Genomic DNA, 16,751 nt, shown 5'->3' with positions numbered 1-16,751 from the left:
TGTTACCGTGAAGTTCCGTGGGTCGGCAGGCCCCAGCTGTATCGCATCAGTCCAAAAGTCCTGCACCTGACGTCACGGGAGCCTCTTTGCCACAGTCACGCCACTCGCGTACCCCTACCAAGCACATCTTCGTCAGCGGGGGCGTCGCGTCCTCTCTCGGCAAGGGGCTCACAGCGTCGAGCCTGGGCACCCTGCTCACCGCACGCGGCATGCGCGTGACGATGCAGAAGCTCGACCCGTACCTCAATGTCGACCCCGGCACGATGAATCCGTTCCAGCACGGTGAGGTCTTCGTCACCGAGGACGGCGCAGAGACCGACCTCGACGTCGGCCACTACGAGCGCTTCCTCGACCGCGACCTGTCCGCCGACGCGAACGTCACCACCGGCCAGGTGTACTCCACGGTCATCGCCAAGGAACGCCGCGGCGAGTATCTCGGCGACACCGTGCAGGTCATCCCGCACATCACCGACGAGATCAAGCGCCGCATCCTCGCGATGGCCGCACCCGACGCCGAGGGGCAGACCCCCGACGTGGTGATCACCGAGATCGGCGGCACCGTCGGCGACATCGAGTCGCAGCCCTTCCTCGAGGCCGCCCGCCAGGTGCGCCACGAGGTCGGCCGCGACAACTGCTTCTTCCTGCACGTCTCGCTCGTGCCCTATCTCGGGCCGTCCGGTGAGCTGAAGACCAAGCCGACCCAGCACTCCGTGGCCGCACTGCGCAACATCGGTATCCAGCCCGACGCGCTCGTGCTGCGCTGCGACCGCGACGTGCCGGCCTCGCTCAAGGCGAAGATCTCGCTGATGTGCGACGTCGACGTCGCCGGCTGCATCTCCTGCCCCGACGCGCCGAGCATCTACGACATCCCGAAGGTGCTGCACAGCGAAGGCCTCGACGCCTACGTCGTGCGCCAGCTCGGTCTGCCCTTCCGGGACGTCGACTGGACCGTGTGGGGCAACCTGCTCGAGCGGGTCCACAACCCCCGAGAGACCGTCGAGGTCGCGCTCGTCGGCAAGTACATCGACCTGCCCGATGCCTACCTGTCGGTCACCGAGGCGCTGCGCGCCGGCGGTTTCGCGCACCGCGCGAAGGTCAGGATCCGCTGGGTCGCCTCCGACGAGTGCGAGACCGAGGCCGGTGCCGAGAAGCACCTCGGCGACGTCGACGCCGTCCTGATCCCCGGCGGCTTCGGCATCCGCGGCATCGAGGGCAAGCTCGGCGCCATCCGGTTCGCCCGCACCCGCCGGATCCCGCTGCTCGGCCTGTGCCTGGGCCTGCAGTGCGTCGTCATCGAGGCCGCCCGCTCGGTCGGCATCGAGGACGCCTCGTCCACCGAGTTCGATCCCGACACCACCGCCCCGGTGATCTCCACGATGGCGGACCAGGAACAGGCTGTCGCCGGTGAGGCCGATCTCGGCGGCACCATGCGACTGGGCGCCTACCCGGCCGTGCTGAAGAAGGGCTCGGTCGTGGCCAAGGCCTACGGCAGCGAGCAGGTCTCCGAACGGCACCGGCACCGCTACGAGGTCAACAACGCCTACCGCGACAAGATCGCCAAGTCCGGTCTGGTGTTCTCCGGCACCTCCCCGGACGGGCGGCTCGTCGAGTTCGTCGAGTACCCGGCCGAGACGCATCCGTTCTTCGTCGCTACCCAGGCGCACCCGGAGCTCAAGAGCCGGCCCACCCGCCCGCACCCGCTGTTCTCCGGCCTCGTCGCCGCGGCACTGCAGTACAAGGCGGCCGAACGACTCCCGGTCGACATCCACGGCGAGAACGGCACCTCCGAGGAATCGGTCGGCTCGACCGCGTCGACGTCCACCGCCGGCGACGCCGAGTAGTCGACATGACGCAGCGACACGACTTCCGCACCCTGGCGAGCCGGCGGATCTACACGGGCGCCATCGTGTCGCTGCGCGTCGACGACGTGGCGATGCCCGACGGGCACACCGCCGAACGCGAAGTGGTCGAACACCACGGCGCGGTCGCGGTGGTGGCCGTCGACGAACAGGACCGGGTGGTACTCGTGCACCAGTACCGGCACCCGCTCGGCCGGCGACTGTGGGAACTGCCCGCCGGACTGCTCGACGCACCCGGCGAGGACCCCCTCGACACCGCCCGCCGCGAACTCGCCGAGGAGACCGGCCTGGCCGCCGCCGACTGGGAACTGCTCGTCGACATCGCGCTCTCACCCGGATTCACCGACGAAGCCGTGCGCGTCTTCGCCGCCCGCGGCCTGAGCGAGGTCGACCGGCCCGAACCCGAGCACGAGGAGGCCGATCTCGAGGTCCGCCGCGTGCCCGTCGACGAGGCCGTGGCGATGGTGCTGCGCGGGGAGATCGTCAACGCCACCGCGGTGTCCGGTCTCCTCGCGTTCGCGACCGCCCGCGCGACGGGCACCGCGACCCGCGCCCCGGACGCACCGTGGCCGGACCGGCCCACCACCTTCGCCCGCACGCGCGCGGAGGGGTGAGCGGTGCTGCCCGGTGAGGAGCGTCCCGCCACGCAGGTCGCTCCGCAGCCGTCCCCGACACTCACCGGGCAACTCGACGCCTATCTCGCGCACCTGACCGTCGAACGGGGGGTCGCGGCGAACACCCTCGCCTCCTACCGCCGCGACCTGCTGCGCTACGTCGAACACCTCACCGACATCCACATCGGCGACCTCGCCGACGTGCACGAACACCACATCAGCGACTTCGCCGCGAGCCTGCGCCGCGGAGACCCGGAACGCAACCGCCCGGCGCTGGCAGCGAGCTCGGCCGCCCGCGCCCTGATCGCCGTGCGCGGCCTGCACCGCTTCGCCGCCGCCGAAGGACAGACCCCGGTCGACGTCGCCCGCACCGTCAAACCCCCGGCGCCCGGACGTCGCCTGCCCAAGGCACTGACCGTCGACCAGGTCACCGCGATCCTCGACGCCGCCGCCCCCGATGCCGACGGACCCCGCAGCCTGCGCGACCGCGCACTGCTCGAGCTGCTGTACTCCACCGGCGCCCGCATCTCCGAGGCCGTCGGACTCGACGTCGACGACATCGACACCGAATCGCGCACCGTGCTGCTGCGCGGCAAGGGCGGCAAACAACGCCTCGTGCCGGTCGGACGCCCGGCGCTCGGCGCGCTCGACGCCTATCTCGTGCGGGGACGACCCGCCCTGGCAACCGGCCGCACCGCCGCGGTCTTCCTCAACGCGCGCGGCGGCCGCCTGTCCCGGCAGAGCGCGTGGAAGGTGCTGCAGACCGCCGCCGAACGCGCCGGAGTCGACGTCGGGGTGTCCCCGCACACGCTGCGGCACTCGTTCGCAACCCACCTCCTCGACGGAGGCGCCGACGTACGCGTGGTACAGGAGTTACTGGGGCATGCTTCTGTGACGACCACGCAGATATACACCCTGGTCACCGCCGGTGCCCTCCGTGAAGTGTGGGCACAGGCGCATCCGCGCGCACGATGACCGACTCCGCGACCGACGCGTGTCCGTGCGGTGATCCTGCCGACGAAGCGGTAGCGTTCTGGGGACGAGCCGCCGGGCCACCCGACGGGTCGACGAGAAGACATCTGGGTCGCAAGACAGGGGGAGTACCGAACGTGGGCACACCTCGGCCACCCGCCACGTACATGGAGCCGGAGCACCTCCGGCCGAACACCGTCCCGGTCGACGCACACGGCCGCGAGGACACCGACAGAACGTCCACCACCGAGCCGACCACCAGCGCGGGACCCGCCGCCGAGCCCGATCTCGGACCGACCGGCCGGCCACGACGTCCCGTCCCGGAACCGGTTCCGCTGTCCACCCACGGACCGGCCCGCATCATCGCGATGTGCAACCAGAAGGGCGGGGTCGGCAAGACCACCTCGACCATCAACCTCGGGGCGTCCCTCGCCGAGTACGGGCGCCGCGTCCTGCTCGTCGACCTCGATCCGCAGGGCGCACTGTCCGCCGGACTCGGTGTCGCCCACCACGATCTCGATCTCACCGTCCACAACCTGCTCGTCGAACCACGGGTGTCCACCGACGACGTGCTCGTGCGCACCCACGTCGAGGGCCTCGACCTGCTGCCGAGCAACATCGACCTGTCGGCGGCCGAGATCCAGCTCGTCTCCGAGGTCGGCCGCGAACAGGCCCTGGGCCGCGCCCTGTACCCGATGCTCGACCGCTACGACTACATCCTCGTCGACTGCCAACCGTCGCTCGGACTGCTCACCGTCAACGCGCTCGCGTGCGCCGACTCGGTGCTCATCCCCATGGAATGCGAGTTCTTCAGCCTGCGCGGCCTGGCGCTGCTCAACGACACCGTCGCCAAGGTCCGCGACCGGCTCAACCCGAAGCTCGCCGTCGCCGGCATCCTCGTCACCATGTTCGACCAGCGCACCCTGCACGGACGTGAGGTGATGTCGCGGGTCGTGGAGGTCTTCGGCGATCTCGTCTACGACGCCGTCATCAACCGCACCGTCAAGTTCCCCGAGACCAGCGTCGCCGGCGAACCCATCACCCGCTGGGCGCCCACCTCCGCCGGCGCCGAGTCGTACCGCGCCCTCGCGCGGGAAGTGATCCACCGGAGCGGTCGCTGAGCCCCGTGCACGCTCCCGTCCAGGACTCGGCGGACACCGGCACGGCACCCGACGCGGAGGTCGACGCGGTGGTCCTCGAGGAACCCACCGAACCGGCCGATCCGCAGGTCGAGGAGACCACCTCGGGCTTCCACGTGCGCCTGCGCAACTTCGAGGGCCCGTTCGACCTGCTGCTCACCCTCATCTCGCAGCGTCGCCTCGACGTCACCGAGGTGGCTCTCCACGAGGTCACCGACGACTTCATCGCCTACACCCGCAAACTCGGCCCCGAACTCGGCCTCGACCAGACCACCGAGTTCCTGGTCGTCGCCGCGACCCTGCTCGACCTCAAGGCCGCCCGGCTGCTGCCCGCCGGCGAGGTCGACGACCCCGAGGACCTCGCCCTGCTCGAGGCCCGCGACCTGCTGTTCGCGCGTCTGCTGCAGTACCGGGCCTACAAGCAGATCGCCGAACAGTTCGCCGCACTCGAGGCCGCGGCCCTGCGCCGCTATCCGCGCGCTGTGTCGCTCGAGGAGCGTTACGAGAATCTCGTTCCCGAGGTCGTGCTCGGCGTCGACGCGCACCGCTTCGCCGAGATCGCGGCCGCGGCGTTCCGGCCCAAGCCGCCCCCGACCGTCGGCCTCGACCACCTGCACACCCCGAAGGTGTCGGTTCCCGAACAGGCCGCCCACATCCTCGGTCTGCTGCGCGCCCGCGGCGCCGGTGTCTGGGTCGGATTCGACGAGCTCGTCGCCGACTGTGATCTCGGGCTGCTCGTCGTCGCCCGGTTCCTCGCGCTGCTCGAGCTCTACCGCGAACGCGCCGTCACCTTCGAACAACCCGACCCCCTCGGACACCTGCAGGTCGCGTGGACGGGGGAGACCGACGGGGAGGCCATCGATTTCGAGGAGGACTACGGGTGAGCGACGACACCGTCGCGCGGGGGCACGCGGACGACACTGCACCCCAGAACACGGACGACACCGCTCGGGAGCGCGGGGACGACAGTGCTGCGCCGGAGCGCGCGGACGATACTGCCGCGCCGGAGCGCGCGGACGATACTGCCGCGCCGGAGCGCGCGGACGATACTGCCGCGCCGGAGCGCGCGTGGGACGGTGAACTTCTCGAGATCGCCGACGACGAACTCACCGCAGCACTCGAGGCGCTGTTGCTCGTCGTCGACACCCCGGCGCCGACCGAGCAGCTCGCGACCGCCATCGGGGTCACCGCCGACCGTGCGGAGGCCGCGCTGCGGCGTCTCGCGCAGGAGCTCACCGCGCGCGGCTCCGGCATCGACCTGCGGTTCGCCGGCGACGGTTGGCGTTTCTACACCCGCCGCGATTTCGCGCCCTACGTCGAGAAGCTGCTGCAGGGCGGCGCGCGCACCAAGCTCACTCGCGCCGCACTCGAGACGCTCGCGGTGATCGCCTACCGGCAACCGGTGACGCGCAGTCGCGTCGGTGCCGTGCGTGGCGTCAACGTCGACGGGGTGATGCGCACCCTGCTGGCGCGTGATCTGATCGCCGAGGCGGGCACCGATCCGGAGACCGGCGGCACGCTCTACGTCACCACGGAGCTGTTCCTGGAACGCCTCGGCCTGGCATCTCTACAGGATCTTCCGCCCGTTGCGCCGCTTCTGCCCGATGTCGATGTGATCGACGACATCGCCGACAGTCTCGAGTCGGACCCACGATTTGAGAGAATGGGTAGGAACGCGCGTCCCGAGACTCTCTCGCCCGCGGAGTTCGATCCAGAGAACTGACAGGAACCAAGTGAATACACCCGCTCGCCGTGATGGCACACCGGACCGTAGAAGAAACAATCCCCGCAGCGCGAATGCGCGCAACGCCGGGGGATCCCGCTCGGGACGCGCGGAGGCACCGCGTTCCGGAGGACGCACCGAAGCACCGCGTTCCGGAGGACGCACCGAAGCACCGCGTTCCAGCGGACGCACCGAAGCTCCCCGTTCGGGGCGCGCAGGGGCTCCCCGTTCGGGGGAACGCACCGACTCATCCCGCTCCGATCGCCGGGCCACTCCCGGCCAGTCGGCCGCGGGCCGCAAGCCGGCCCAGTCGGCAGGTGGCCGCAATCCTGCCCAGCCGGCCGCCGGCCGCAAGCCGCACCGTAAGGGCACCTCGACCGGCAAGCCCGGTCGTCCCGGCGCCAAGCCTGCCGCCAAGCGCGCGGCGCAGCGCGTCGTTCCGACCGTGAGCAACGCCCGTCCCGCGCGGCACCAGCACCGTGAAGCCGGCCACGCCCAGCTGCCCGCCGGTGAAGGTGTGCGGCTGCAGAAGGTCCTCGCCCAGGCCGGCGTCGCCTCGCGCCGCGCCGCCGAGGAACTCATCGCCGCAGGTCGCGTCGAGGTCGACGGCAGTATCGTCGTCGAGCAGGGTCTGCGTGTGGACCCGGAGAACGCGGTGATCCGGGTCGACGGCGTGCGCGTCGTCATCAACAAGGATCTCGTGCACCTCGTGCTGAACAAGCCCCGCGGCTGGCAGTCCACGATGTCCGACGACCTCGGCCGTCCGTGTGTCGGCGACATCGTCTCCGAACGCGTCGCCGCCGGACAGCGCCTGTTCCATGTCGGTCGTCTCGACGCCGACACCGAAGGTCTGCTGCTGCTCACCAACGACGGTGAACTCGCGCACCGGTTGATGCACCCGTCCTTCGAGGTGCCCAAGACCTACCTGGCGACCGTCAAGGGTGTGCTCGCCCGTGGTGTCGGCAAGCAGCTCAAGGCCGGCATCGAACTCGAGGACGGACCCGCCTCCGTCGACGAGTTCTCGCTGCTCGAGGTCCACGAGGGCCAATCGCTCGTGCGGCTCGTGCTGCACGAGGGCCGCAAGCACATCGTGCGACGCCTGCTCGATGCGGTCGGTTTCCCCGTGATCCGGCTCGTGCGCACCAACATCGGTCCCGTGGCGCTCGGCGACCAGCGTCCCGGCACCCTCCGTGTCCTCGGCCGCAACGAGGTCGGGGGCCTGTACCAGGCGGTGCAGCTGTGACCGCCCCGGGCGACGCGTTGATCGTCGCGATGGACGGCCCGTCCGGCACGGGCAAGTCCACCGTCTCCAAGCGGCTCGCGCAGCACCTCGGGGCCGCCTATCTCGACACCGGCGCGATGTACCGCATCGCGACGCTGCACGCCCTGCGCCGCGGCACCGATCTGACCGATCCGGCGGCGATCGCCGCGGTCACCGCCGACCTGCCGTGGTCGATCGGCACCGACCCCACCGTCGAGGACATCCGTCTCGACGGGGACGACGTGCGCGAGATCATCCGCGGCGCCGAGGTCACGGCCGCGGTCTCCGCGGTCTCCGCCGTGCCCGAGGTACGCACTCTGCTCGTCGAGGCGCAGCAGCGGCTCGGCCGCGCCGAGCGCCGCGTCGTGATCGAAGGACGCGACATCGGCACGGTCGTCTTCCCCGACGCGGATGTGAAGATCTTCCTCACCGCCTCGGCGGAGGCCCGCGCGCACCGGCGCAACAACCAGAACATCGCCGAGGGTCGCGGCGACGACTACGAGGCGGTCCTCGCTGCGGTGCAGCGCCGCGACCACCTCGACTCCACCCGCGCGGTGTCCCCGCTGCGCGCGGCGGACGACGCGGTCGTCGTGGACACCAGCGACATGAACATCGACGAGGTGATCGCCGCGCTGCTCGCGGTGGTCGCCGAGCAGACTGGAGCGAAGCTGTGAGCGACGACCTGAGCACCGATTACACCGGGTTCGACGGCGACGGCACCTGGTCGGAAGAAGGCGACTGGGACATCGAGTTCGCCGAGGGTGGCGACCTCGAGGAGTTCGTCCCGGTCCCGACCGTCGCCGTGGTCGGCCGACCGAACGTCGGCAAGTCCACCCTGGTCAACCGCATCATCGGCCGACGCGAAGCGGTCGTCGAGGACGTCCCGGGCGTCACCCGCGACCGCGTCTCGTACGAGGCGTCGTGGAACGGCCGCCGATTCATGGTGCAGGACACCGGCGGATGGGAGCCCGACGCGAAGGGCATGCAGCAGTCCGTGGCCCGCCAGGCGGAGGTCGCGATGCGCACCGCCGACGCGATCCTCGTCGTCGTCGACGCCACCGTGGGCGCCACCAGCGTCGACGAGGCCGTCGCGAAGGTGCTGCGCCGGTCCAAGACACCGGTGCTGCTCGTGGCGAACAAGGTCGACGACGACCGCGTCGAGTCCGAAGCCGCAGCCCTGTGGTCCCTCGGACTCGGCCAGCCCTACTCGGTATCGGCCACTCACGGCCGCGGCACCGGCGACCTGCTCGACGAGCTTCTCGCCAAGCTGCCGGCCACGCCCCGTGAGGGCACCGGTGGGGAAGGACCTCGCCGCGTCGCGCTGGTGGGCAAGCCGAACGTCGGCAAGTCGAGCCTGCTCAACAAGCTCGCCGGTGACGAGCGATCGGTGGTGCACGACATCGCCGGCACCACCGTCGACCCGGTGGACTCGATCGTCGAGCTCGGCGGCAAGCCGTGGCGGTTCGTCGACACCGCCGGTCTGCGCAAGCGCGTCAACAGTGCGTCCGGCGCCGAGTTCTACGCCTCCCTGCGCACGCGGGGTGCGATCGATGCGGCCGAGGTGGCGGTGTTGCTCATCGACGCCTCTCAGCCCATCACCGAGCAGGACCAGCGGGTCATCACGATGGTCGTCGAGTCCGGTCGCGCCCTGGTGATCGCGTTCAACAAGTGGGATCTCGTCGACGAGGACCGCCGCTACGAACTCGGCCGCGAGATCGACCGGGACCTGTTGCGGGTGCCGTGGGCGTCGCGGGTGAACATCTCCGCCAAGACCGGTCGCGCCGTGCAGAAGCTCGTCCCGGCCATGGAGACCGCGCTCGAGTCGTGGGACAAGCGCATCTCGACCGGACGCCTGAACTCGTGGCTCAAGGAGGTCGTGGCCGCGACTCCGCCGCCGATGCGTGGCGGTCGCCTGCCCCGGGTGCTGTTCGCCACCCAGGCGGCCACCCGCCCGCCGACCTTCGTGCTGTTCACGACAGGCTTCCTCGAGGCCGGCTACCGCCGCTTCCTCGAGCGTCGTCTGCGTGAGGAGTTCAACTTCGACGGCAGCCCCGTTCGGATCTCGGTGCGTGTGCGGGAGAAGCGCGACCGCCGCAAGTGAGCTCCCGGCGCCCGGTCGTGAAAACGCGCTGACCAGCCGATTAGTGTTTCGGTCCGTTCCTGTTGTAATCTCTGAGAGCGCTCGGAGAGAGCGCGGACGGGCTGTGGCGCAGCTTGGTAGCGCACTTGACTGGGGGTCAAGTGGTCGCAGGTTCAAATCCTGTCAGCCCGACAGTGAAAATCCCTTCCGACTCCGGTCGGAAGGGATTTTTTCGTCTGTGGAGCCGTGTCGGTTGTAGGGACGTGTCGGCGCTGGTTCCTGTGGGCAGATGCGCCCATCTCCGCCCGTGAAGGCGATGACGGAACGAGATCTGGTCCTTCTGAGCCCGGCGCCCCGAACCCGACACGATCGACACCCGGACCCACCTCACCGGGGTGTCGTCGCATTCGGGACGGCTCGGCGCGCCGACCCAGGCGTCAGCCCCGTCATCCTCTTGAACGCCCGCGCGAACGCCGCCTCCGACTCGTAACCGGATCGTGCCGCCAGTTCCGCCACCGAGGCGCCCTCACGCAGTGCCGTCAGCGCGGACTCCATCCGCCACCGCGTCACGTACTGCATCGCGGGTTCACCCACGAGGTCCGTGAAGTGCGCCGCGAACGCCGACCGGGACATCGCGGCCTCGTGCGCCAGCGTCGCCACCGTCCACGGATGCTCCGGGGCACGGTGCACCGCCGCCAGCGCGCGACCGATGTGCGGGTCGCGCAGTGCGAGAAGCCAACCGCTGCGATCCGCCGCCCCGGAGTCCATCCATTCGCGCATCGCGAGGATCACCAGAACATCCGCCAGTCGCGTCAGAACCGCCTCACCACCCGGCCGCATCCGCGCGGCCTCCTCGGCCATCAGATCGAGCAGGAAGCGCACAGCGCCCCCGCGGGAGGCCGCGGCGGTGCCGGAGCGCAGCACCGGCGGCAGCGACCGCATCAGGCGCCGGGCCGTCGGATGCCCGAACTCCACGATCCCGCACACCAGCACGGTGCGGTCACCGCCGCCGCCGTACCGCAGCACCGAGCAGTGCTCGCCGATCATCTCCTGCGGCAACAGATCCACCCGTCCCGCATGCAGCGGCGCCGGTTCGCTGCGGATCACGTGCCCGGCTCCGTGCGGCACCACCGCGAGATCACCGGGCACGAGTCGCACCGCATTCTCGTCGGCGCGCGGCACATCGAGCACCGCCTCCCCGGAGACCACCACGTGGAAACTGGCGCAGTCCTCGAAAGCCGGCATCTCCAGGGCCCACGGAGCGCTCACCTCCGACCGGCAGTAGAACACTCCGCGCATCCGCAGCAGGTGCAGAACCTCCGCGAGCGGTTCTCCGGGTGTCCAGGGATAGGTCGTTCCACGATCCTGGTCGGTCACGCTCCCACGATCGCGCCCGCACGCCCGTACGTCCAGGGGAGCGGGACGAACGGGCAGGAAACCGGGACGGACGGGCATGGAACGTCCACCACCGGCTCCCTAGCGTGGACTCGTAGACGAAATCCGCTGCACCACAGAGATTGTGAGGACACCATGAAGGTTCTGGTCATCGGGGCGACCGGAGGTTCGGGACGCGCCGCGGTCTCCGCCCTGCTCGACCGCGGACACGACGTCACCGCACTCGTCCGCAATCCCGACACCGCCGAATTGTTCGGCACCTCCGACACCGCCGAATTGTTCGGCACCTCCGACACCGCCGAATTGTTCGGCACCTCCGACACCGCCGAATTGTTCGGCACCTCCGACACCGCCGAATCGTTCGGCACCTCCGACACCGCCGGGTCGTCCGGGGATCGCGTCACGGTCGTGACCGGCGACGCCGTCCGCGACTCCGACGTCGAACGCGCCGTGCACGGGCAGGAAGCCGTAGTGGTCACACTCGGCATCCGCGAGAACCCGGTGCGGGTACGTCTGCGCGGGCCCGCCCGCACACCTCTCGACGTGCGCTCGCGCGGCACCCGCACCGTCGTCGACGCCATGCGACGGCACGGCGTGCGGCGCCTGATCGTCCAGACGTCGTACGGCACGGGCCCGACCCGCGACCGGCTGCCCGCCCGGTACCGCCTGATGTTCCGGGCGCTGCTGGGCCCGCAGATCGCCGATACCGAACGTCAGGACGCCCTCGTGCGCTCCAGCGATCTCGACTGGACCATCGTGCAGCCGGTGAACCTCACCGACGGCGACGACGCCGAGGCAACGGTGTCCGACGGCGACGTCTCGTCGTGGGCGATCCCGCGACGTGCGGTCGGGCGCGTGCTGGCCGATCTGGTCGACCGACCCGAGTACGCCCGCGCCACAGTGGCGGTCTCCTGACACGGATCGCGCCGAACGCTCCCGGAGCGGGGTGCGCACCGTCCACGATGAGAAATGCGTCGGCGGACGGTCATTCTTCGTGCGGCACCATCCGTGCCCTACGGCACCCGCGAAAGGACCACGATGACCACACGATTCAATCCCTATCTCGCATTCCGCGATTCCGCACGCGAGGCCATGGAGTTCTACAGGTCGGTGTTAGGTGGTGAGCTGACGGTGAGCACATTCGGCGACATGCACGACTGGGACGATCCGAGCGAGAACGCGAAGGTGATGCACTCGATGCTCACCACCGACCGCGGTTTCGTGCTCATGGCCTCGGACACCCCGCAGGGAACGGGCTACACGCCCGGCACGAACTTCTCGCTCTCGCTCAGTGGGGACGACGAGAGCGTGCTCCGGGGTTGGTGGGACGCACTGACCGCGGACGGTCGCGTCGACATGCCGCTCGAGCGTGCCCCGTGGGGCGATCTGTTCGGCATGTGCACCGATCGCTTCGGCGTGTCGTGGATGGTCAGCATCGGCGACCAGCAGGGCTGAACCCGCGCCGTTCGGCGCCCGTCAGCCGAGGCGGGCGTCGAGTTCGCGCACCAGCTTCGGGGGCGCGGTCTGCCGATAGGACATGTCGAGCAGCTCGGCGACCTCGTCCCAGTCCACCTCCGGACGGGCGAGGTCGTATCCGACCCACCCGGACGGTCCGAAATACATCGGCACGTAGGTGTGCGGTTCCTCGAGCAGCGCGCGGCGCTCCTCCTCGTCGGGCTTGACGATGAGGGAGCGGGGAAACGGTGCGCGGGTGCCCTTCTCGCCGCCTCCGTAGACCGCGAAGGCCGTCCGGGTGGAGAAGAACGGACGGCCGTGCGAGATCCTCTCGGAGGCGCCGGGCAGGGCCAGCGCGAGCGAGCGCACACGGGCGAGCAGGGGATCCGCCTCGTCGAACATCACCGGATGCGGCATGAGCGGAGCGTACCGAGCGCCTCCGACATCAGCCGCGGGATCAACTCCTCGGGATCAACTCTTCCGGCTCTTCAGCGCATCGATACCGCCGTGCAACAGCGGTTCGACACCGTGGCCGAGTTTCTCGAACCCTTCGCCGACCGTCTTGCCCTGACGGAACCGGAAGTAGATGCCCTCGAGGATCACCGCGAGCTTGTAGTAGGCGAGGGCGAGATGGAACGCCATGTCCGACAGGTCGCGTCCACCGGCGGCCTCGTATCGCGCGAGCAGTTCGTCGTCGCCGAGGAAACCCGGAGCGCGGGACACCGTCGAGACGGGGAACCCCGTGTCCTCCCGTGCCAGCCGCTGGTAGACCAGCAGCAACGCCACATCGGTGAGGGGATCGCCGAGCGTGGCCATCTCCCAGTCCAGCACCGCGACCACCTTGTCGTCGTCGTCGACGAGGACGTTGTCGAGGCGGTAGTCGCCGTGCACGATGCCGACCTCGCCGTCGCCCGGCAGATTGTCGACGAGCAGCCGGTGCAGCTCGTCGGCGCCGTCGAGGTCCCGGCTGTGCGAGTTCTCGAGTTGGGTGGTCCAGCGCCGCACCTGCCGCTCGAGGAAGCCCTGGGGGCGGCCGAAGTCCTCGAGTCCTACGGTGGCCGGGTCCACCGCGTGCAGCGCTGCCAGGGTGTCGACCATCCGCTCGGAGATCACGCGCGTGCGCTCGGCGCCGAGCGGTTCGAGTTGCTCCGCGGTGCGATACGGCGTGCCCACGACCAGATCCATGAGGTAGAAGGGCGCGCCGAGGACCGAATCGTCCTCGCACAGCAGGTACGAGCGGGGGACCGGTACTGCGGTGCCTGCGAGTGCGGAGATGACGCGGTACTCGCGGGCCATGTCGTGGGCGGTGGCGAGGACGTGCCCGAGTGGGGGACGGCGCAGCACCAGCCGCCGGTCGCCGTCGGTCACCTCGTAGGTGAGATTCGAGCGCCCGCCACTGATCAGGCGGGCGCGGAGGGGACCGGAGAACAGGTCGGGGGCGGAGTTCTGCAGATAGGCATCGAGCGCATCGAGGTCGAGGCCGGCGGGCACGTCGTTCATCGAGCTCCTTTCCGTCGGCTCCCACTATGACGGCGGGCGGGATCCGTGTCCGGAGAACTCCCACCCTCGCAGAGATAATCCGGACGGAACGGAAACTATGAATATTCAGAATATCTCCAGCCGGGCAGTCACATCACCGGCACCGGCCACGACGTGCGCCTACCCGCCGGTGCGGTTGTGACGAACTACTGTCGACCCATGCCCGATGCTCATCCTCTCGACCGAGACAACGTCCGCGACGCGTTGGACGCGTTCGATTCGCGTCGACTGCCGCTCGACGGCCGCCGGCACGCAGCCGTCGTCGTGGCGGTGCTCGACGACGGGAACGGCAATCCCGTCATGCCCCTCACGCGGCGACCGACGCGGCTACGGGCACATCCCGGCCAGTTCGCGCTGCCGGGCGGGCGTCTGGACGAGGGGGAGCAGCCCGAGGAGGCCGCGCTGCGTGAACTGCACGAGGAACTCGGTCTCGACCTCGGGTCCGACACCGTCCTCGGCCGGCTCGACGACTACGTCACCCGCTCCGGTTACGTCATGTCGCCGTTCGTCGTGTGGTCGGACACCGCCGTGACCGATCTGAAGCCCAGCCCCGACGAGGTCGACGTGCTCTTCGCCGTCACCACCGACGAACTCGATGTCGATCCGCGCTTCGTCTCCATCCCCGAATCCGACAAGCCGGTGATCCAGTGGCCCTTCCGCGGTCACCTGGTGCACGCACCGACCGCTGCGGTGGTCTACCAGTTCCGCGAGGTCGTGCTGCGCCGGCGGGCCACCCGCATCGACGGTCTCGAGCAGCCGGTCTTCGCCTGGCGCTGACACCCCGGAATCTCCGGTCGCGCGGCTGTGGAAGGCTGGACTCCGCGCCCGAACGGAACTCCGCGAGGGCACGACGAGAACGACCTCACGAGAACACGGAGCGGCCCACCATGACCGATGCGACCGGAACCGCCGACGCGCGCGGATCGGACCGCATCCTCACCGTGCCGAACGTCCTCAGCTTCGTACGGCTTCTGGGTGTGCCAGTCTTCCTCTATCTCGTCCTCGTCGCCCACGCCGACGTCTGGGCGCTCATCCTGCTGGCCGCGAGCAGCATCACCGATTGGGCCGACGGCAAACTCGCCCGCCTGCTCGATCAGACCTCCCGCCTGGGCGCCCTCCTCGATCCCGCCGTCGACCGCCTCTACATCGTGGCCACCCTCGTCGCCCTCGTGGCGCGCGACATCGTGCCCTGGTGGATCGCGGTGATCCTCGTCGGCCGCGAACTCGTCCTGGCCCCGACCCTGGCCGTCTACCGGCGCCGGGAACTGCCCCCGCCGGACGTGCTCTACCTCGGCAAGGGCGCGACCTTCCTGCTCATGTGCGCGCTGCCGCTGATGCTCGGGGCCGTCGCCGTGCCCGCCTCGGAGCCGATCACCGGCCCGCTCGGTTGGGCTGCCCTGATCTGGGGGACCGTGCTGTACGTGTGGACCGGACTGCTGTACCTCGGGCAGGCCGTCGTGACGGCACGGATCGTGCCGGCCGGACGGTGATCCGATGAGCCGCGCGTGGGAACGCATCCGGCGCAATCCGGTGCCCTCGCTCCTGAAGTCACTCCTCGAGGACCATCTCGACCCCGGCTACGCCGCGTCCGCCGCGGACCGGGCCGCAGGGCGGCCGAGCACCTCACCGCGGGCTTCGCGCGCGTGGCTCGGCGCCGGAGTTCTCCTCGCCGGCCTCGTGATCGGCGTCGCGTACGCGCAGAACGCCGACGTGCAGGCAGGCACCGACAGCACCCGCGCCGAGATCCTCGATTCCCTCCGCGCAGGGGACGAACGCATCGCCGCGCTCACCGCTCGGCGCGATGAACTCGGCGCCGCGATCGACGAACGACGCACCGCCCTGTTCTCCGACGGAGGTGACGGCGCGAGCGTCCTTGACGAACTCCGCGATGCCGAGACCGCGGCCGCGGCGACACCCGTGCGCGGTCCGGGGGTCACGGTCACCCTCACCGAACCCGCCGCACGCCCGAACCTGTCGGATGCGACGCGACTCGAGGACCGGCCCACCGCGCTCGTCCTCGACCGCGACCTGCAATCGGTTGTCAACGCGCTGTGGGCGGCCGGGGCGGAGGCCATCGAGGTCGGTGGCGTACGGGTCGGTCCCGGCGTCACCATCCGGCAGGCCGGGGGAGCGATGCTCGTCGACAACCGGCCCGTATTCTCCCCGTACACGGTCTCGGCGGTGGGATCTCCGTCCCGGCTGCAGACGTCCTTCGTCGTCAGCGACGCCTACCTGCGCATTGCGGGGATCCGACAGCTCTACGGGGTGGGATTCGCCCTCACCGAGGAGGACGATCTCGAGCTTCCGGCCGCCACGGTCCGGAAGCTCGGCAGCAGCGGAGAAACGGGGTACAGGTGAAGCGACTCGAACACGGTCACGCGCTCTACGCGGTGCTCGCACTGGCGATCGGGATCGGCGCCGGAATCGTGTTCAGCCCACAGGTACCCGACGTCGTGCAGCCCTACCTGCCCATCGCGGTGGTCGCCGCACTCGACACGGTCTTCGGCGGGCTGCGCGCCTATCTCGACGACATCTTCGACGCGAAGGTGTTCGTGGTGTCGTTCGTCTTCAACGTCCTCGTCGCCGCACTGATCGTGTGGCTCGGCGACCAGCTCGGCGTGGGCACCCAGCTGTCGACCGCGGTCATCGTCGTCCTCGGCATCCGCATCTTCGGAAACGCTGCCGCCCTGCGTCGTCGCCTGTTCGGAGCCTGA

Annotated in this window: 18 protein-coding genes and 1 tRNA gene; 16 read left to right on the top strand and 3 right to left on the bottom strand. The window is 69.9% G+C overall.

Annotation, left to right across the window (positions count from 1 at the left end; genetic code table 11):
- The first annotated feature begins 86 nt into the window (after positions 1-86).
- The 10 genes from U9J23_RS13385 (at position 87) to U9J23_RS13340 (ending at position 9,840) form a co-directional block, all read left to right on the top strand.
- Positions 87-1,841: a CTP synthase gene (locus U9J23_RS13385; protein ID WP_080968395.1), complete on the top strand. Its 1,755-nt coding sequence runs from the start codon at positions 87-89 to the stop codon at positions 1,839-1,841.
- Between the two features lie 5 nt (positions 1,842-1,846).
- On the top strand, positions 1,847-2,473 hold the full coding sequence (locus U9J23_RS13380; RefSeq protein ID WP_085470276.1) for an NUDIX domain-containing protein: 627 nt from the start codon (positions 1,847-1,849) through the stop codon (positions 2,471-2,473).
- A 3-nt stretch (positions 2,474-2,476) separates the two neighbouring features.
- Positions 2,477-3,448: a site-specific tyrosine recombinase XerD gene (gene xerD, locus U9J23_RS13375; RefSeq protein WP_059384124.1), complete on the top strand. Its 972-nt coding sequence runs from the start codon at positions 2,477-2,479 to the stop codon at positions 3,446-3,448.
- Between the two features lie 134 nt (positions 3,449-3,582).
- Positions 3,583-4,566: a ParA family protein gene (locus U9J23_RS13370; protein ID WP_370670873.1), complete on the top strand. Its 984-nt coding sequence runs from the start codon at positions 3,583-3,585 to the stop codon at positions 4,564-4,566.
- Between the two features lie 68 nt (positions 4,567-4,634).
- Positions 4,635-5,468, top strand: a complete 834-nt coding sequence (locus U9J23_RS13365; protein ID WP_059384192.1) for a segregation and condensation protein A — start codon at positions 4,635-4,637, stop codon at positions 5,466-5,468.
- Positions 5,469-5,674: 206 nt separating this feature from the next.
- Positions 5,675-6,307 (top strand): SMC-Scp complex subunit ScpB, encoded by a 633-nt coding sequence (gene scpB / locus U9J23_RS13360; RefSeq protein ID WP_085470280.1) that lies wholly within the window; start codon positions 5,675-5,677, stop codon positions 6,305-6,307.
- A gap of 10 nt (positions 6,308-6,317) precedes the next feature.
- The gene (locus tag U9J23_RS13355; RefSeq protein WP_229582054.1) at positions 6,318-7,550 is read left to right on the top strand and encodes a pseudouridine synthase; all 1,233 of its coding nucleotides are present in this window, start codon (positions 6,318-6,320) and stop codon (positions 7,548-7,550) included.
- Positions 7,551-7,579: 29 nt separating this feature from the next.
- Positions 7,580-8,242 carry a (d)CMP kinase gene (cmk, locus tag U9J23_RS13350; RefSeq protein WP_085470279.1) on the top strand — a complete coding sequence of 221 codons (663 nt, stop codon included), beginning with the start codon at positions 7,580-7,582 and terminating at the stop codon, positions 8,240-8,242.
- On the top strand, positions 8,239-9,669 hold the full coding sequence (der, locus tag U9J23_RS13345; RefSeq protein WP_016695593.1) for a ribosome biogenesis GTPase Der: 1,431 nt from the start codon (positions 8,239-8,241) through the stop codon (positions 9,667-9,669). The genes cmk and der overlap by 4 nt, the downstream gene beginning before the upstream one ends.
- A gap of 97 nt (positions 9,670-9,766) precedes the next feature.
- Positions 9,767-9,840 (top strand) — tRNA-Pro (locus U9J23_RS13340).
- 195 nt (positions 9,841-10,035) lie between these two features.
- On the opposite strand, the gene U9J23_RS13335 is transcribed toward U9J23_RS13340, so the two are convergent.
- A complete protein-coding gene (locus U9J23_RS13335; RefSeq protein WP_326598309.1) occupies positions 10,036-11,025 on the bottom strand; it encodes an AraC family transcriptional regulator in 990 nt (329 codons plus the stop codon).
- Between the two features lie 153 nt (positions 11,026-11,178).
- Here U9J23_RS13335 and U9J23_RS13330 point away from each other — a divergent pair, with 153 nt between their 5' ends.
- Positions 11,179-11,958, top strand: a complete 780-nt coding sequence (locus U9J23_RS13330; RefSeq protein WP_326598307.1) for an NAD(P)-dependent oxidoreductase — start codon at positions 11,179-11,181, stop codon at positions 11,956-11,958.
- 123 nt (positions 11,959-12,081) lie between these two features.
- Positions 12,082-12,498 (top strand): VOC family protein, encoded by a 417-nt coding sequence (locus tag U9J23_RS13325; protein WP_059384128.1) that lies wholly within the window; start codon positions 12,082-12,084, stop codon positions 12,496-12,498.
- Between the two features lie 21 nt (positions 12,499-12,519).
- On the opposite strand, the gene U9J23_RS13320 is transcribed toward U9J23_RS13325, so the two are convergent.
- Positions 12,520-12,915 (bottom strand): MmcQ/YjbR family DNA-binding protein, encoded by a 396-nt coding sequence (locus U9J23_RS13320; protein ID WP_059384129.1) that lies wholly within the window; start codon positions 12,913-12,915, stop codon positions 12,520-12,522.
- 54 nt (positions 12,916-12,969) lie between these two features.
- The gene (locus U9J23_RS13315) at positions 12,970-13,998 is read right to left on the bottom strand and encodes a phosphotransferase family protein (RefSeq protein ID WP_085470272.1); all 1,029 of its coding nucleotides are present in this window, start codon (positions 13,996-13,998) and stop codon (positions 12,970-12,972) included.
- A gap of 198 nt (positions 13,999-14,196) precedes the next feature.
- On the opposite strand from U9J23_RS13315, the gene U9J23_RS13310 reads away from it, so the two are divergent.
- From U9J23_RS13310 to U9J23_RS13295, 4 genes are all read left to right on the top strand, one after another.
- Positions 14,197-14,814 carry an NUDIX hydrolase gene (locus U9J23_RS13310; RefSeq protein WP_059384131.1) on the top strand — a complete coding sequence of 206 codons (618 nt, stop codon included), beginning with the start codon at positions 14,197-14,199 and terminating at the stop codon, positions 14,812-14,814.
- A gap of 110 nt (positions 14,815-14,924) precedes the next feature.
- The gene (locus U9J23_RS13305; protein ID WP_006552741.1) at positions 14,925-15,527 is read left to right on the top strand and encodes a CDP-alcohol phosphatidyltransferase family protein; all 603 of its coding nucleotides are present in this window, start codon (positions 14,925-14,927) and stop codon (positions 15,525-15,527) included.
- A gap of 4 nt (positions 15,528-15,531) precedes the next feature.
- On the top strand, positions 15,532-16,395 hold the full coding sequence (locus tag U9J23_RS13300; protein ID WP_059384132.1) for a DUF881 domain-containing protein: 864 nt from the start codon (positions 15,532-15,534) through the stop codon (positions 16,393-16,395).
- Complete coding sequence (locus tag U9J23_RS13295; RefSeq protein WP_006552743.1) at positions 16,392-16,751, top strand: small basic family protein; 360 nt, start codon at positions 16,392-16,394, stop codon at positions 16,749-16,751. The genes U9J23_RS13300 and U9J23_RS13295 overlap by 4 nt, the downstream gene beginning before the upstream one ends.

Origin of the sequence: Rhodococcus sp. PD04 (genome assembly GCF_035918275.1) — a bacterium.
Taxonomy (GTDB): Bacteria; Actinomycetota; Actinomycetes; order Mycobacteriales; family Mycobacteriaceae; genus Rhodococcus; species Rhodococcus rhodochrous.
The sequence above is the reverse complement of the archived record's forward strand: the minus strand, read 5'-3'. Positions and strand labels throughout refer to the sequence as shown.